The sequence below is a fragment of the Microcystis sp. M144S2 genome (assembly GCF_020246065.1).
Classification (GTDB): domain Bacteria; phylum Cyanobacteriota; class Cyanobacteriia; order Cyanobacteriales; family Microcystaceae; genus Microcystis; species Microcystis ichthyoblabe_A.
In genome coordinates this window covers 1-17,627 of the sequence record NZ_JADBTR010000078.1, presented here as the reverse complement: position 1 = coordinate 17,627, position 17,627 = coordinate 1, and the positions used below count along the sequence as shown (strand labels likewise).

Here is a 17,627-nt window from a genome sequence, read left to right as displayed (position 1 = left end):
TGTTGGATAAGGCTTTTAGACTTTTTTGACCTCAAAAAGTGCCGACCATTGGAGGGATCGGGGGTAAAATTCAGGTACTTTTTCCCTGAAAATTAGGTAACTGACTACCTCAAAATCGGTAAAACCCTACACCCCACACCCGTTCGGACCTCGGCGTGAGCTCGGTCGAACGCTGAGCTCACGGCCGAAGCCCACACCCTGCCCCCACCAACAAACTTTTTCAGCAGACCCTAGTTATGCCGTCAATGCAATGTTAGGTCGATTGTATTTGAAAAATAAGGCGTTTCAGTCCCTAGGTTTTGAAGAACAACAGTCGATAGTTTTGGACATAATTAAAGAATCATTCCGTTGCGATGTCAATATCGGCGAAATTCTCAGTAATGAGTGTTTTTATGATTTTGACGATGTGGAAGAACAGAGAACTATAGCAACGATATTTCAAATTTGTTACTACTGTGGTCAAGCATCAGCTAACGTACAAGACTATGGAGATGATTTTAGCAAAGCAGGAATTTGTTCCGCTTGTCTTGCTAAATATTTCCCGGATGGATATTAGAGATAATTTAATCTCAACCGAGGGATAATCAATATTCAACAATTGTTGAGGAAGGATATTATGAAAGAATCTATCATCTATCAGGAAATCAAAGAGGAAGGAAGACAAGAAGGAGCCGTCAACTTGCTTCTACGTCTATTAAATCGGCGTATAGGTGGCATTTCTGCCGAATTATCCGCCAATATCCAAAGTCTTTCTCTAGAAAATTTAGAAACCTTAGGAGAAGCTTTATTAGATTTTCAGTCAGTAGAGGACTTAGAACAATGGCTAGAAAATGAGCGTTTTTAACTAATTTACTGTCCAAATAAAACCGAACTATTGCCAGAGCCTTGGAACAAAATCCAAGTCATCAGCAGATTAGATACAAAAATCGCTAAGAGCATAGTGACTACCGCCGCGGTAGTAGCTTGGCCGACTCCTTTAGCACCGCCATCGGTCGTTAAACCCCAATTACAGCCGATAATCGCGATTAAAGCCCCAAAAACCACCCCTTTAATTGGTCCACTCAGCACGTCTCCCACGCGCAGAAAACCGCGAACCGAGTCGAGAAAAACTGAATTAGCAATTCCGTATAAACTTTGGCCGACCAGCAAACCGCTACCCAAACCGATCAGCAACGCCATAACACTCAAAGCGGGAACCATCAGACAACAGGCAATTAAACGAGGCAGCACCAGATATTCCACGGGATCGGTTTTGAGCATATAGAGTGCGTCGATCTGCTCTGTCACCTTCATGGTACCGATTTCCGCCGCAAAAGCCGATCCTACCCGACCGGCTACCACGATCGCCATCATAATCGGACAGAGTTCCCGACCGAGAGCCAGGGCCAAAATTCCCCCCACCATACTGCCAGCACCCAAAGCTTGGAACTCCCGGGCCACTTGGATAGTAAAGATCATCCCGATCACCGCAGCCGTGATCATGGCGATAATCAGCGAAGCAGGCCCGGCTGCCACCATTTGTTCTTGGGTGACGCGCCAATCGGGTTTGCGCGTGAATAGGAAGTAAAAAACCCTGCCGGTTAATAGTATCGCTAACCAACAGCGCCGAAACCAAGAGCTTAATTCCTTGCTAAAAATTGCCAATAAATCCTTCATGGCCCTCAAAATTGATCGGACTAGAGAAAAGTCTATCCTGTTTTGTCTTCTAACTCCCATTCCCTACCACGCTATGGATAGCGCAGAATTTTTATACTGAACTAAAATAGTGATTGCTGATTAGCTGGTAGTGAATAATTAGGGTTCTTCGGTTTGTCTTATGCAATCAACGGGGTTATAAGGAATGAAACCCTTATAGAGACAGATATTGCCGCAATTTTTGTCAATTGTTTGCGATCTGGAGCGAACTAATCAATTAAATCTCTTGCCAGATAAGGATTTAGTCGATTTATGCCCCCATATCGAACCATACCAAGTCCCGAAGAGCCATAATTAGAACTCTTGCCAATTAATTATATGTTACAGTATAGCGTTTCCTAAGCTAGTGAGGTACACCCATTTTTACTCCCTTTTGCCTCTTGCCCTTTGCCTAAAACCCATAACTTTTGTACCTCAGCAGACTGAAAAACGCTATATTTATTCTCCGTTTTGCATGAGTGCCTCTCCTCATAACTCACCGTTCGCTCATTTCTCGAACCGAAAAAAAGATTAAATAACACCGGCTCTTCCAGAGTAGTTATGATATTTTAGCAGAAAATAATCGACACAAGCCTTGCCAAGTAATGCTCACCAGAATTCAAAAAAGCAATTTTAATAAAAAAAGCTTTTTGCTTTGTTGGATTCTAGGCTATTTAAGAGTTTAGGCTTATTGAAACTACTAATTTGCCATAACCAGTCTAGAAGAGCCATAATACCTTTCGACAAAGGATTTCTCCGCTGGTGAGAGAGAGTCTATCTTTCTCTAAAAAAATGGAGAATAAGAATTAATCCTCCATCACTACTACCGAATTACCACCCGAATTCGCTTCTCTCGCATCCGTGCCTTAACCTGTCAGTGATTCCCCAAGATGTGTCAGGCAGTCAGCTCTCACCCTGGTACGATGGGAGAGTCAATTGATAAATATCCTCTAATTTCTTAAGCTATAATTAAAACTCAATAACTTTAACCATAGGCGAGGATTGTCTTTTTCTAGCCAACTTTGGGAGTTTTTTAACCATTGGGGAAACCAGGGACCAAAAAACAGATTTTTGACTCCATCAAGGCTAAAATCGAGATAGGAACCCAACCAACGTATTAAATCCTGACTGCCGGCCATTTCTGCTATCCACAACAGTAAAGCGGGGTTTTTTCTGGCCGCTTTAATTGCTAAACGGCTAAAGGTCAACCAATCGGTTTTATCCTTGATAAAAGTTTCAGAAACCTGCGGCGTTTCGTCGGCCAATAAACCGAAAAATGTGTTTAACATGGCGTTGATTCTTTGGGGGGGTAAGGTTTTTCCCGTGGGAACCATCATTCCTTTAGAAAATAACCAAGTTACCGCCACGTTACTTTGATAAGCCCGCACATTTTCTAGGTCTTTAGCTGTTAGTAAATCGTGTTTCAAGGCCGTATCCAAAAGATCGGTTAAGCGCTCTAAATTACGCACCAAAGAACCGAATCCAGTAAAGATTAACGGTGATTGCAGGGAGGCGGCATCACCGATGGCTAAAATGCGATCAAAGGAGACAATTCGATCTTTTTTTCCTGTGCTAAAATGCCCTGGTATATAACCAAATGTGGGTTTTTTCCAAGTTAATTTTTCTGGGTCACACTGTCGATATTCGGGCAGAATAGTAAAGAAATCTTCGTACATTTCCAACAGAGACCCGGGGTTATCGGGATGGACTTGATGATAGTGAAATAGATAGAAGGTTAATTCTTTTCCTTCCCCCGGAAATAATTCCCAAATTAATTGTCTGCCTTTAGAAATATCGCCATGGGAATTTAAAACATCGCCATAGTGAGAATCCCACACCACCGACTCGAATCCTTCTACTACTGCCCCCACCGTCGGACAGACGCTATCAAAGGCGCGCACTCCGTTTAATTGCCAAGCGATGGGGGAGGCGGAACCCATAGCATCAATCAATAAACGGCCTTTTATCTGTTGAATTTCTCCACCATGATTAAGGGTGACAGTAACACTATTAGCAGTAATATCAGCCTTAATAAATTCGGTTTGATCGAGAATTTTACCGCCATGATCCTGTATTTTTTTACCGCAGGATTGCAGCAATTTATCGGAATTAATGGCGATATTTAAAACCGTGGGAGTATGGAGAATTTCGGCTTTCAGATGGGGGGGATTATTGCCATCAAAAAACTTATTAAAGCCATCGATGTATTCTTGGAAGATTAATTCCTCGAATTCTTCGGCAGTAAATAGGCCTAAATTAATTAAACTTTGAAACTCCGATCGAGAGATATTCCATTCCCGATTCATTCGTCCGAAAGGTAGTCTTTCTACTAAGAGGACTCGATAACCTAATTTGGCCATCTGTGCGGCGTGAATTGCCCCCAAGGCACCACCAATATAAATTAAGTCGTAGGCGATGGGATGCTCATTTTCCTCACTGCTAGAGAAAATTACCGGCCGCGGTTGTTGGGGATTTTTGGCACTGTCGCGCCAACGTTTTTCCCACCAGTACAAACGTTCTAAATCTGTCTCCCCTTGGGGCATTTTGCGGAAGTAGTGAACCGTTAGGGGATAGTCCGCTTCTAAATCTGTAAAAATTGAGTGATTTTTTTGATCGATGTTTGGTATCGTGCTATACTGCGGCGGAAAACGCTTTTGTAAAGCTCGATCGAGCTGCCGAGTCAGGGATATTTCTTGATCATGCGATCGCTCACCCCAGCGGAAAACTTTTAAATAAGTAGTCCGTTGCAGCGTCCAGACAAAAATCGATAATTCGATCGCCTCCGATAAGCGCAATCTCACCCCGTTAGGTGTATTTGTCTTGACACCATTTGCGGGTTGCCAATCGGATTGTAACCACTGACAAACGGCGATCGAGTCAGGAGTCGGAATTTCTCTGTAAAGTATTTCTTTCATCTTGATTTAGTTGTTAAACCCAAAAATCGTCTGATTACGCTAGACTACACAAAAAGTTTTCTGAAAAAAGTTTTAAAAACTTTACACACCTAGATTAATACACAGCCAGCCCCATCTGATTATGAATTATCCCATCCCGACTACCCCCGAAGAAATTGCCGCCCTCCGACAGCGCCCCGTCGATGAGGAGATGATTGCTGCCGTGATTGCGGGAATTATTAGAATGGCCCGCGCTCAGGGTCAATCTCTCGATGATCTGACTGAAGAAATTCTCGCAGAAGACCAGGTTTTAGATCAAGTGCAACGACGTTGGTTAAGTCAGCTTTTGACTAATGCTTGGCAAAATTTAGCTGGATGGGTGTAGTTGAGCGATGGAATGGCTAACAATCACTCTCGCTAGTGTTTTGACCCTGTTAACTCCCGCAGGGGCAATTATTGATACGGTTTTAGCCCATACCCTTCGCTCTCAAGTCCAAAAAGTGGAACAATTAGCCGTCAGGGTCGATAATACTCCCAATTATCAGGTTCTGCAAGGCAAAATCGATCGAGTTCGCATTTCTGCACGGGGAATTTATCCCCTTGCTGGTGTTCGCATTGAGAAGATCGAGCTAGAAACTGAGCCAATTAGCCTCGATTTGCGGCGATTACAGCAAAAAAACAGCAGTTTAGCCGCCGCACTGCGCCGACCGGCTGCGGGAGCATTGCATCTTGTCCTCACGGAAACTAATCTTAATCAAGCTTTACAATCGGCAGCGGTCAAAGAACAAATTCAGACCCTGATTAATAATCTGATTCCCTCTAGGGAAGAATTTGGTAGCACAAAATATCAACTTAGTCAAGCAAATTTTAACTTTCTTAATAATAATCGAGTCGCTCTCAGCCTGCAGCTAGAGACCCAAAGGCCGGACGAACCAGCAGCCAGCCTCGATCTGAACTTAGAAGTGGGATTTAAGCTAGTGCAGGGGCGAAAAATCGAGCTTATTGACCCCACAGCCACTCTTAATGGTCGTCGCATCTCCTCGCGCCTTCTCAAGGGGTTTGCTGAGGGCATATCCACCCAGTTAGATTTAAAAAACTTCGAGAAACAAGGAATTATCGCCCGCCTTCTCCAATTGCAGATCGACGATGATAAGCTGAGTATAGCCGCCTTTGGCAGAATTGAACCTCGATCGGGGAACCCCAATTAAATTTAACGGTCGGAAAAGAGGAGATATTTCAGTTATCAGTAATCAGTGAAAAGAAAACTGCTATTTAATACTGCTCACTTAAAACTGATAACTGCTCACTTAAAACTTAAAACTGATAACTGATAACTGATAACTGATAACTGAATTATGCCTAGTTCTCGCTCTAGTGATAAAATCTCTTTGCCTTGGATAATTGGTATCGGCCTCGCTTTATTTGCTGCTGGTGGGGCCACTGCTTGGTTTGCCGTCCATCACCTATCTTCCTCCCAGAAAACTAGCGAAAACCCGATTGAATCTCCCAGTCCGGCACCGATAAGTCAATCACCAATTGTTGAACCGGTTTCTCCGGGTCCAGTGAAGACAAGTCCGACAGCAACTCCTACAGCTATTCCTGTTAAGGAAACTCGACAGGTTTATTGGTTAAAAGTGACCGATACGGGTAATCAATTAGTCAGCCAAGAAATTACCGTTCAAAAAGCGGATAGCCGCGACCGAGAGTTAACAGCAGTATTGAAGATTCTATTAGCTGGTCCAAGCAATCCTCAGGATATGACTACTATTCCCCCGGGGACTAAATTACTTGATTTAAAAGTAGATAAAACGGGAATTAAGATTAATCTCTCGCGCGAGTTTGGCAATGATGATGGTCCTGATATGTTAATCGGTCGTTTGGCACAAATCATCTATACTACTACTACCGAGGATCCCAATGCCAAAGTCTGGATTCAAGTGGAAGGAAACCCCCTAGAATTATTAGGAGAAGGCCACGGTCTTGAAGTTGCCCAACCGATGACTCGTAAGTTTTTTGAGGAGAATTATCAATTGTAAGTTTTCCGCGCATTTAAATTGTTTGTTGCGATAGCGAATTGAGATTAACTAGGGGGATTAGTGGGGGGATAGGGAAAAAAAATCGGATAGGGAATTTTAATTCCTTCTTGCTGATAGCGTCGGTGTAGGAGTTTTATAAATTCGTGTTTAATGGTGAGATGTTGAAAAAATTCTTCTTCTATCACCTTGAGATAAACCGTCAGCACAATGCTATAGTAATCGAATTTATGATAACGAATAAAGGGTTGATAGTCACCGAGTTGAGGTTGCAATAACTGGGCGATTTCTTGCATAACTTCTAGGGTAACTTTTTCGACTTTTTCTAAGTCACTATCGTAACTAATGCCCACTTCCACGGGAACCAGGAGGGAGTGATCTGGTAAACTATAGTTACGGAAACTAGAAGAAATGATCTGAGCATTGGGAATTACCAAAAGATTATTGGTAATTTCTTCGATGACTGTGCATCTTAAATCCACATCTCGCACATAACCAGCTTCTCCCGTTCTCAGTTCAATATAATCTCCCGGTCTAACTTTTTTGGAAGTGATAATATTAATCCCTGACATTAAATTAGCTAGGGTATTTTGGAGAGCTAAACCGAGGGAAACACCCCCAATACCCAAGGCAGTAAGCATGGGAGTGATCGAAATACCAATCGAGCTTAAAATAAGTAAAAAACCGCAGCTAAAAATCAGAACTTTGGCGAGAAATTCAAAGAGGGAAGTTAGGGAAGAAATACCATCATCTCCCGTGGTATAAACTCGTAATATTTCCACGGATAATTGAGCAACAACCCAAGTAGCCGAAGCTAAAAAAGTCACTAGCAGAAATTTTTTGCTCAGGAGAATGAGAGAGGGAAAGAGGGGAAGATTGGGAAGGGAGAGGGCAATATTTAAACCCAAAAGTCCGAACCAAAGTATGCTTAATCCACGAAGGGAACGTAAAACCCCTTCCGAGAAACGCAGGTTTTTTTCTCTGGCAATCGATAAAAGTTGACTGACAACGCGCTGTTCTACGAGCCATCCCAACAGCAGGAAACTGAGGAGGATGGTGATAGGTAGGATAATATAGGGCCAATCTTCCAGTCTGGTTAATAGGTTCATTGCTAGAGGGTTAGAAAAAGATGCACTTTTGTCTTATATTATTCTCCATTTGCCTATCTCTAGCAGCGGCGGTGGAATTTTCGGGCAAAAAGTTGCAAAATGTAAAGAGGAACTCATCTTTTCTTCGGCGGCCTTCGTGAATAGTCAGTTAGTTAAACCAAAATTCGGGCTTTATCGATTCTCAATGGTTATAATCGTGGTTTTGTTCCTGATTAGCACCTTTTTAATCGCTTTTCATCTGGCTAAGATGTCGGATCCCTACATTAAAGAGGTGTTATCCCGACAAGGTAATGTCAGTCGCGGTTACGAAATCTTTCAAATTAACTGTGCTGCTTGTCACGGCCAGTTTGCTGATGGCATCGTCGGACCTAGTTTAGAGGATGTTTGCCATCGCAAATCGAGAATTAGTCTGATTGAACAGGTAATTAGCGGGAAAACCCCGCCCATGCCCAAATTTCAGCCCGATCCTCAAGCTATGGCCGATTTATTGGTTTATTTAGAAAATCTTTCAAAAAAATGACTCTTGGCTGACATTGATGGTAAGCTAGGACGCGTTGAAACTGGGTGGGGAAGTGGGGGAATGGGGGAATGGGGAATTTCAACTAAAACCCTAACACCCCAAAACCCTAACACCCTAAAACCCCCCGCAAAGCGCACGCAGTGACCACCCCAAAACCCAACCCCTTACCGATGGATAAATTTTACTTATATAGAAAAATTTTGCTTATATTTGGGTACGCTAGTAGAGACACTTAACGATAAATACTTATGTCTTGGCATTCCCAAGTTGAACCGGCAATTATCCAAGGGGATTTCTGGCAAGTTAGCCAGTTTTACGAAGAACTGATAGAAAGAGAACCCCTAGAAATTAGTCATTATTGGTATTTAGGATTAGCCTATCTTTTGGAAGCTAGGGAAGAAGAAGCACAAACCACATGGTTATTCGTCCTCAGTCAAGGGGATGAACAGGAGGTGATGCTGTGGACAGCAGATTTAGTCAATATTTTGGATGGGGAAGCGCGAAGACAGTTAGAGTTAGGCAATTTAGAAACCAGTTGGTTAATTCGAGGACATATTCGTGAGATTAGTCCCGATAATATTGATAATTTACTGCGGTTTATTTTATTAGCAATTAATTTGAATTATTTCGAGAAAGAGCAGTTAAAAGCTTGGTTATTTGTTGATGTGTTAAAAACAAATAATTTCCAGAGTCTAGAGTCAAGTTTATTAGAGGAAGTTTTAGAAAAGTTTCTCGATTATCAGATACCAGAAACTGCCCCTTACTTAGAGGCAATATTTCAATCTAATTGTCAGCGACAAACTTTTATCAAAGTAGTAGAAGCTAAAGTAAATTCTCTAGCCATAAATAATAGACCATTGGCTATTGATATTATTAATACTTGTTTGGCAGTGGAACCAGAGCAAATTTATCTGTTAGCTGAACTTTATCAATGTTATTTTGATAATCGAGATTTTCCCACAGCTATCCAAGTAGCTAGTCAATTAAAAACAAGTTGTCAAGGGTTGCCTTCTCAAGCTGTCGCTGATTTTATTGCTCTTTATGTCAAATTATTTAGTGGTGATTGGGTCGATATTAAGGCAGATATTGAAGAATATGCAGAATCTTTGCAAAAAAGTATCGCTAATCGAGAATGTCCAAGATTATTGGATAAACCATCCCTAACAATTTTATCCCCTCTAACTTACCTAGAAGATAACCCAAGAAAAAACCGTTATATTAGTAATTGTATTGGTCAACTTTTTCAGGAGTATGTTTGCAATAATTCTAACTGTAATTATCAGCAAAAATCAACTATTAAAGATACTAATAAAGTTCTGAGAATTGGCTATATTGCCCATACTTTATATAATCATTCTATTGGATTAATTTCTAGGTGGTTGATGAAGTATCATGACTATAATGAGTTTCACATCTCGTTATACCTAGTATCTCAAAAAGAAGACATTATCACTGAAAATAGTTTTAGAAATCAGGTAAATGCTTGCTATAACTTACCGATTTATCCTCAACTAATTGCTGAAAAAATTAGTCAAGATAACATTGATATTTTGGTAGATTTAGACAGCATCACTAATAACGCAACTTGTCAAGTCATGGCACTAAAACCCGCACCAATACAAGTGACTTGGTTAGGTTTTGATGCGTCAGGAATTCCTGCAATTGATTACTATCTCGCTGATAATTACGTTTTACCAGCAGATGCACAGGAATACTATCGAGAAAAAATTTGGCGCTTACCTAATTCCTATATTTGTGTGGATGGTGTCGAGGTTGTTTACCCCTCTCTGCGAAGGGATGATTTAGGGATTCCAGAGGATGCAATTAATTACTTAACCGTACAAACGGGGGTTAAACGCAACCCTGAAACTATTCGACTTCAGCTACAAATTTTAAAGGCCGTTCCTAATAGTTATTTGAGTATTCAAGGGTTAAGTGATGCTAAATCAGTGGAAAAATTATTTTTCAAAGTTGCCGAGGAAGAAGGAATTAATTATGAGAGATTAAAAATCTTACCCCTCTATCCCACAGGAATTTATCGAGCAAATTTAAGGATAGCTGATGTGGTTTTAGATACCTATCCTTTTACGGGAGGAATGACGACTTTAGATGTGCTGTGGATGGGAATTCCTTTGGTGACAAAAGTTGGTCAACAATGGTCATCGAGAAATAGTTATACTTTAATGGTTAATGCGGGAATTAGTGAGGGTATTGCTTGGAGTGATGAGGAGTATATCGATTGGGGAATTAAGTTAGGTCAGGATGAACAGTTGAGACGCAAAGTTATCGCTAAATTAGATGAATCTAGAAAAACTTCACCGATTTGGAATGCACATCAGTTTACTAAAAATGTGGAAAATGCCTATCGTCAAATGTGGCAAATCTATTGTGAAAGTTAATTAGGGAGAATTAAATCATGTCTTGGCAAAATGAAGTTAAAACCGCTTTAGAAAACAATCAATACGATATTGTTAGTCAGTTTTACGAAGAACTGATAGAAAGAGAACCCCTAGAAATTAGTTATTATTGGTATTTAGGATTATCCTATCTTTTGCAGGCAAAAGAAGAAGAAGCACAAGCTACTTGGTTATTGGTTTTCACTCAAGGAGATGAACAGGAAACTGATTCATGGATGCTAGAATTAAGCAATATTTTAGCTGCCGAAGCTGACCGACAATTAGAGTTAGAAAATCTAGAAACCAGTTGGTTAATTCGTAAACATCTACAGGAAATTAATCCCAGTTATCTCGATAATTTACTGCATTTAACTCTCGTTGAAATTAAATTAAATAGATTTCATCCTCAACAACTGCAAGAATGGCAAATACTAGAATTAATTACCCAGGGTTCAGTTAACTCTCAATTATTGGAACGGGTAGTAATTGCCGTCATATCTTACCCTCATGAATATACCATAGAATTAGTTCGGTTAAGTTTACCCTATCTTGACAATTCTCCAGAATTACTTAATCACGTCATAACTGTTGCTGGACGCTTTGCTTTTGAGAAATATCAACCTATTTATTCCGTTGACTTAGCGGAAGCTTTTCTTACCCTTTATCCCGAAAATTTGTACTTAGAAGTTAATTTATTTTGGTTTTATATCTCTTCATGTGACTATGAAAAAGCAATAAATTTAGCCAATAAGTTAAAAGCGAAAAGTCAGACAATTGATTTAAAAATGTTTAGTCAATCTCTCCTATTTAATGGTTATTTGCGAGCCTCACAATGGAATAACATTCCTAGTATTTGTCAAGAGTATAAACACTTAATTCAAGAATTTCTAGAAAAAAAGCCCCAAGACATACATCCCTTAGTTAGAGAAGGTTTACTAACAGTCATGAACCCGATTTCTTACTATGAAGATAACCCGAAAGAGAATCGACCACTTTTAAGTCAGATTGGCAGTTTTTTTCAAGAAACCTACAAAGAAATGCTGGGTTTTAAAGAGGAAGGTTTTGACAAACCCAGAGAAGATAATCCCAATAAAAAACTGAAAATTGGTTACATTGCCCAAACATTAAAACGTCATCCCGTCGGTTTATTGAGTCGTTGGACTATTAATTATCACAATCGTGAGCAGTTTGATATTCACCTTTATATGGTGAATCAACCTGTGGATGAAATAACTCAACAATGGTTTTCTAATCCCGCAGATAAAATCTATCATGCTACTGCTGATTCCCTAGCAACCTATCGCAAAATTAAAGAAGATAAAATCGATATTCTTGTGGACTTGGATAGTGGTACTGGGGCAATCGTTGTCCAAGTTATTGCCTTAAAACCTGCTCCTATTCAAGTTAACTGGTTAGGTTTTGATGGTTCCGGTTTACCCGCAGTAGATTATCTTTTAGCGGATACTTATGTATTGCCAGAAAATGCCCAAGAATATTATCAAGAAAAAATCTGGCGTTTACCTGATGCTTTTGTCGCTGTGGATGGTTTTGAAATAGCCGTTCCTACCCTGCGAAGAGAGGATTTAGATATTAATAACGATGCGGTTATTTACCTAAGTTCTCAAACTGCAATTAAGCGTAATCCTGCGATGATTCGCTTACAAATGCAAATCATTAAATCTGTACCTAATAGTTATTTCCTGATTCAAGGAGTTGCTGATGATAATTCCCTCTGGGATTTATTCTGTCAAATTGCCGCAGAAGTTGGGGTAGAAACTAATCGAATTAAGATGCTTCCTCTCTATCAGACGGAAACCTACAGGGCAAATTTAGCCATCGCTGATGTGGTTTTGGACACCTATCCCTTTAATGGTGGTACAACCACCTTAGAAACCCTCTGGATGGGAATTCCTCTCGTGGTTAAAGTGGGGCAACAATGGTCATCGCGCAACGGTTATACTTTAATGATGAATGCGGGAATAACTGAGGGTATATCTTGGAGTGATGAAGAATATGTGCAGTGGGGAATTAAGTTAGGATTGGATAAAAATTTAAGAGAAGAAGTCCGTTGGAAACTCCGAAAGTCTCGTCATACATCTCCCCTCTGGAATGCCAAACAATTTACCAGAGATTTAGAAACTGCTTATCAACAAATGTGGAATATTTATTGTCAATCTTAGCGGATAAAAACTATGCAATGGCATCAAGACATACAAACCCATTTAAATGACAAGAATTATCAAAGAGTAGTGCAGTTTTATGAACAATTAATTGAAACCAATTCTCTGGTGATTGAGGATTATTTTTATCTAGGATTAGCCTATCTTTTACAAGATAGAGAAGAAGACGCACAAGCTAGTTGGTTACTGGTGTTGAGTCAAGCAGCCGAATCAGAATTATCGGGGTGGATAGAAACTTTAACTCAAATCTTAGATGCAGAGGCAACCAGACAAGAAAATTCCCAAAGATTAGAGACAAGTTATCTAATTCGATTGCAGCTACAAAATCTTGGTCCTAGTTTTTTAAATAATCTCCTGCATCTGATGGAATTAGAAATACAATTCCAAATTTTTGCGATGGAAAAGTGCCATGATTGGTGTGTATTTGAACTGTTAGAAAATACAGCTACAGCAGCAATTAATCTTGATTTACTGCTGCGAGTGACGGAAAAGGTTTTAATCTACCCCTGTACTGATACCATCCACTTTTTAGAATTAGCAGCCTTACATATCAATAATCCAGAAATAATTGCAGCCAAAGTTATCTCAGCAATTGTCAATTATGGTTATCAACAAAAACAAAGTGTATTTGCCATTAATTTAGTAGAACTTTGTTTGCGCTTTCTACCAGAGGATTTATACCTACAAAATAGTTTATTTAATCTTTATAAAACCACCACTGTTGACTATAAAAAAGCTCTAGAAATTGCCGATAATTTTTATAAAAGTTGCGAGACAACTACTGAAAAGCTCTTGGGAATTTCTCTAGTAATTGGTATTTTACAAGCTAAGGGAGACTGGGGAAATTTACCTAAATTTATCGATGAATTAATACAACTAATCCAACGACAAATTAATGCCAAACAATTTAATGCGCTTCCTTTTATTATCGACTCCATTTTAGGAGTTACTAGCTGTCTTCCCTACTATCAAGATAATCCCAAAATTAATCGCTATTTACAAAGTAAACTAGCGGAAATTTTTCAAACAGATGTAAGAACCCGCTATAACTATATTGCTCCTGTTTCTTCTCCAAAATCTCCAGCAAGAAAAATAAAAATTGGTTATATTGCCCATACTCTCCGTCGTCATTCTGTGGGTTGGTTAAGTCGCTGGTTATTTCACTATCATAATCGAGATAAATTTGAAATTTACACCTATTTTGTCAACCAAGCAGCAGACGAAATTACTGAAAAATGGTTTAAAAATAACTCAGATTATAGCTATAACTTGCCAGCAAAAATTGAACAAATAACTGCCCAAATTCGTCAAGACAAATTAGATATTTTAGTGGATCTTGATAGCTTAACTAATAATACAACTTATCTAGTAATGGCCTTAAAACCCGCACCGATACAAGTAACTTGGTTAGGATTAGATGCCTCTGGAATCCCTGCTATTGATTATTTTATCGCCGATAACTACGTTTTACCCGAAAATGCTGAAGAAATTTATTCAGAAAAAATTATCCGACTTCCTAACTCTTATTTATCCGTGGATGGTTTTGAAGTGGGTGTTCCCACCAGGAGAAGAACTGATTTAAATATTCCCGATGATGCTATTATTTATCTGACCGTGCAATCGGGATTAAAACGCACCTTAAACACGATTTTTCTCCAATTGCAGATTCTTCAACAGGTTCCTAATAGCTATCTTTTAATCAAAGGTTTTGCCGACAAAGAAACCATTCGAGAATTATTTCTCAAAAGTGCCGACGAATTGGGAATTAGTCAAGATAGATTAAGATTTTTGCCCAATGATTTCAATGAGGAAACCCATCGCGCTAATCTAGGAATTGCTGATATAGTTATCGATACCTATCCCTATAATGGTGCTACCACAACCCTAGAAACCCTCTGGATGGGAATTCCTTTAGTCACTAGGGTTGGTGAACAATTTGCAGCCCGCAATAGCTATACTTTTATGAAAAATGCCGGCATTAGTCAGGGTATAGCTTGGAGTGATGAGGAATATGTGCAGTGGGGAATTAAGTTAGGATTAGATCAAAATTTAAGGGAAGAAACTCGTTATCAATTACGTCAATCTCGTCATACATCTCCCCTCTGGAATGCCAAACAATTTACCAGAGATTTAGAAACTGCTTATCAACAAATGTGAAATATTTACAGCCTTTCTCATCAAGATGAAGTCTAACCTAATTTGCCATCTCCCCACACCCCACACCCCACACCCCACACACCCCACACCCCACACCCCGCTCCCCTGGTATTATGACCACAGATATCATAATAGCTAAAGAAACTGCACGATTAGATACCAAAGTCCCTCACAGATAGAAGATAATCAATATTTATCAGTATTGGAAGCCTTCAGCATGGTTCATTTAACGCCCAATCCTAGCTATAGTCTAAGTCTCAAGATAGAAATCCCCAATCAAGCGGGAACCTTCGCTTCTGTCCTCAATGCGATCGCCGATGTGGGGGGGAATTTAGGGCAAATTTCTCTGATCGAACGCAATTTAAAGATTAGCACCCGCGAGATTATGGTTGATGCGGCTAGTACCGACCAAGCGGAACAGATTATCGCCGCGGTTAAAGCTCTACCGGATGTTAAACTCCTGAAAGTTTCCGATCGCACCTTCGATCTCCATCGTCGGGGTAAAATCTCCATTGAGAGTCGTATTCCCCTCACCTCCCAAGATGACCTGGCCATGGCCTACACCCCCGGAGTTGGTCGCATCTGCACCGCTATCGCTCACCAACCCGAACTGGTGTACTCATTGACCATCAAGGGCAACACCGTCGCTGTAGTGACCGATGGTAGCGCGGTATTAGGATTAGGAAATCTCGGGCCAGAAGCTGCCCTGCCGGTAATGGAAGGGAAAGCGATGTTATTCAAGGAATTCGCTGGAATTGATGCTTTTCCCATCTGTTTAGCCACCCAGGACCCCGAAGAAATTATCGCAACCGTTAAAAGAATCGCTCCGGTTTTTGGGGGTATTAACCTAGAGGATATCGGCGCTCCCCGCTGTTTTGAAATCGAGAAACGTCTGCGAGCGGAATTAAATATTCCCGTTTTCCACGATGATCAACACGGTACAGCGATCGTTTCCCTGGCTGCCCTGATTAATGCCCTCAAATTTGTCAAAAAATCGCTTGATACAGTCAAAATCGTCATTAATGGTGCAGGTGCGGCCGGAATCGCCATCGCTACTCTCTTTAAAACCGCAGGAGCCACAGATATAATCCTCTGTGATTCCCTTGGTATCCTCTCCCAAAACCGGGACGATTTAACCCCAGAAAAACAAGCTTGGGCCGTGGCCGCCAGTGGTAAGCTAGGGGATGCTCTTAAAGGCGCTGATGTCTTCTTGGGGGTGAGCGCACCGGGGGTATTGACTCCCGAAATGGTTAAGGGAATGGCCAAAAATGCGATCGTCTTTGCCATGGCTAATCCGATTCCCGAAATTCAACCGGAATTAATCAATGATTTGGTGGCCGTGGTGGCTACCGGACGTAGCGATTATCCCAATCAGATTAACAATGTTCTCGCTTTCCCCGGATTATTTCGCGGGGCCCTGGACTGTCGCGCTAGGGCAATCACCGATAATATGTATCTGGAAGCGGCCAAAGCGATCGCTTCTTTGATCACTCCTGCTAATCTCGATCGAGAGAATATTATTCCCTCGGTTTTTGATGGTCGTGTAGTTACGGCTGTGGCCGCCGCCGTTCAACAGGCTGCTCGTCAAGATGGAGTGGCCGGGGAATAATGTAATTATGGTGCAGGAGGGTAAGTAAACCGTGAAACCGATCGATGATATTCCCGAAGCTTTGCGGGACAGCCAGTACAAAAAAACTACTAATCCCCATGGTCTCATAACGATCGCAAGCGGTTTACTTGCTCTGGTGGGAACTGGCATAATTGCCCTAGCAGTCTTGAATCGTCCCCCTGCTTCCGTAAAAAAACCGGTTATTAACCCCTCCCCCCCCATTAAAGCCACTCCTAGCACCATTGAGAACATTCTAGGTCATTTACCCTATCAAGAGGCCCCAGAGACGGAATTAGCCCCTATTACTGGGGATGGTGCTATGCGTTTAAGGAAACCGGCAGCCAAGGCTTTTATCCAGATGCAGAGTGACGCGAGAAGGTCGGGGGTGATTTTAATGCCGATTTCCGCATTTCGATCGAAAGCAACCCAAGAAAAGCTCTTTTTTGAAGTTAAAAAACAACGCAATCAGCAAACCCGCAAACGAGCAGAAGTGAGCGCACCTCCAGGTTACAGCGAACATCATACCGGTTATGCGATCGATATTGGCGATGGTAGCGCTCCCGCAACGAATTTAAGTACCAGTTTTGCCAATACTGCCGCTTTTCGTTGGTTGCAAAATAACGCTGCCCAGTATAGTTTCGAGTTATCTTTCCCCGAAAATAATCCCCAGGGTATTAATTATGAACCCTGGCACTGGCGTTTTGTCGGGGATAGTCACAGTTTAGAAACTTTTTATAAAGCCCAACAATTGGGAAAACAAAAATAAACGTAGTGGACTGTTTCAGCTAAAATAGGGCAATAGATTTCGGCTTAAAGTCTTAGATTATAAAATTTATAGCATTTTTCTAACACACCAAATTAGCTGAAACAGTCCACTAGCTAAAAAATTGTCATCGTATTCAAATTACTGTTTACATAAGACCTCTTGCATAAATCCGAAAACAAACGATAGAAACAATAATGGGAGGGACTTTCAGTTAATTATTTATTAGTAGTTGATAATCTTCAAAAATGTTGCTGTACAAGGATCGACTTAAGACTTTTGCAAGAGGTCT

13 protein-coding genes and 1 pseudogene are annotated in these 17,627 nt (G+C 40.8%); 11 read left to right on the top strand and 3 right to left on the bottom strand.

What is annotated here, in order from left to right; translation table 11 throughout:
* Positions 1 to 250: 250 nt before the first annotated feature.
* On the top strand, positions 251 to 556 hold the full coding sequence (locus IM462_RS10335; protein WP_287967631.1) for a hypothetical protein: 306 nt from the start codon (positions 251 to 253) through the stop codon (positions 554 to 556).
* A 12-nt stretch (positions 557 to 568) separates the two neighbouring features.
* A pseudogene (locus tag IM462_RS10330) lies at positions 569 to 844 on the top strand (DUF4351 domain-containing protein); the annotation flags it as partial.
* A 5-nt stretch (positions 845 to 849) separates the two neighbouring features.
* On the opposite strand, the gene IM462_RS10325 reads toward IM462_RS10330, so the two are convergent.
* Complete coding sequence (locus tag IM462_RS10325; protein ID WP_287703021.1) at positions 850 to 1,656, bottom strand: MlaE family lipid ABC transporter permease subunit; 807 nt, start codon at positions 1,654 to 1,656, stop codon at positions 850 to 852.
* A 968-nt stretch (positions 1,657 to 2,624) separates the two neighbouring features.
* Complete coding sequence (locus tag IM462_RS10320) at positions 2,625 to 4,589, bottom strand: FAD-dependent monooxygenase family protein (protein WP_287703019.1); 1,965 nt, start codon at positions 4,587 to 4,589, stop codon at positions 2,625 to 2,627.
* A 121-nt stretch (positions 4,590 to 4,710) separates the two neighbouring features.
* Between IM462_RS10320 and IM462_RS10315 the strand changes: the two genes are divergently transcribed.
* From IM462_RS10315 to IM462_RS10305, 3 genes are all read left to right on the top strand, one after another.
* Positions 4,711 to 4,953 carry a hypothetical protein gene (locus IM462_RS10315; protein ID WP_287659201.1) on the top strand — a complete coding sequence of 81 codons (243 nt, stop codon included), beginning with the start codon at positions 4,711 to 4,713 and terminating at the stop codon, positions 4,951 to 4,953.
* 7 nt (positions 4,954 to 4,960) lie between these two features.
* Positions 4,961 to 5,776 (top strand): LmeA family phospholipid-binding protein, encoded by an 816-nt coding sequence (locus IM462_RS10310; RefSeq protein ID WP_287703017.1) that lies wholly within the window; start codon positions 4,961 to 4,963, stop codon positions 5,774 to 5,776.
* 147 nt (positions 5,777 to 5,923) lie between these two features.
* Positions 5,924 to 6,604: a GerMN domain-containing protein gene (locus tag IM462_RS10305; RefSeq protein ID WP_287703015.1), complete on the top strand. Its 681-nt coding sequence runs from the start codon at positions 5,924 to 5,926 to the stop codon at positions 6,602 to 6,604.
* Positions 6,605 to 6,648: 44 nt separating this feature from the next.
* Here IM462_RS10305 and IM462_RS10300 read toward each other — a convergent pair whose 3' ends face one another.
* Positions 6,649 to 7,710 carry a mechanosensitive ion channel family protein gene (locus IM462_RS10300; RefSeq protein ID WP_287703013.1) on the bottom strand — a complete coding sequence of 354 codons (1,062 nt, stop codon included), beginning with the start codon at positions 7,708 to 7,710 and terminating at the stop codon, positions 6,649 to 6,651.
* Between the two features lie 28 nt (positions 7,711 to 7,738).
* Here IM462_RS10300 and IM462_RS10295 point away from each other — a divergent pair, with 28 nt between their 5' ends.
* The 6 genes from IM462_RS10295 (at position 7,739) to IM462_RS10270 (ending at position 17,338) form a co-directional block, all read left to right on the top strand.
* Positions 7,739 to 8,230, top strand: a complete 492-nt coding sequence (locus IM462_RS10295; RefSeq protein WP_287703011.1) for a c-type cytochrome — start codon at positions 7,739 to 7,741, stop codon at positions 8,228 to 8,230.
* Positions 8,231 to 8,478: 248 nt separating this feature from the next.
* Positions 8,479 to 10,629, top strand: a complete 2,151-nt coding sequence (locus tag IM462_RS10290; protein WP_287703009.1) for an O-linked N-acetylglucosamine transferase, SPINDLY family protein — start codon at positions 8,479 to 8,481, stop codon at positions 10,627 to 10,629.
* A 17-nt stretch (positions 10,630 to 10,646) separates the two neighbouring features.
* Entirely contained in the window at positions 10,647 to 12,806 is a 2,160-nt protein-coding gene (locus IM462_RS10285; RefSeq protein WP_287703007.1) for an O-linked N-acetylglucosamine transferase, SPINDLY family protein, read from the top strand.
* 12 nt (positions 12,807 to 12,818) lie between these two features.
* On the top strand, positions 12,819 to 14,963 hold the full coding sequence (locus IM462_RS10280; RefSeq protein WP_287703005.1) for an O-linked N-acetylglucosamine transferase, SPINDLY family protein: 2,145 nt from the start codon (positions 12,819 to 12,821) through the stop codon (positions 14,961 to 14,963).
* Between the two features lie 217 nt (positions 14,964 to 15,180).
* Entirely contained in the window at positions 15,181 to 16,572 is a 1,392-nt protein-coding gene (locus tag IM462_RS10275; protein WP_287661810.1) for an NAD-dependent malic enzyme, read from the top strand.
* 31 nt (positions 16,573 to 16,603) lie between these two features.
* On the top strand, positions 16,604 to 17,338 hold the full coding sequence (locus IM462_RS10270; protein WP_287703003.1) for a M15 family metallopeptidase: 735 nt from the start codon (positions 16,604 to 16,606) through the stop codon (positions 17,336 to 17,338).
* Positions 17,339 to 17,627 lie beyond the last annotated feature (289 nt).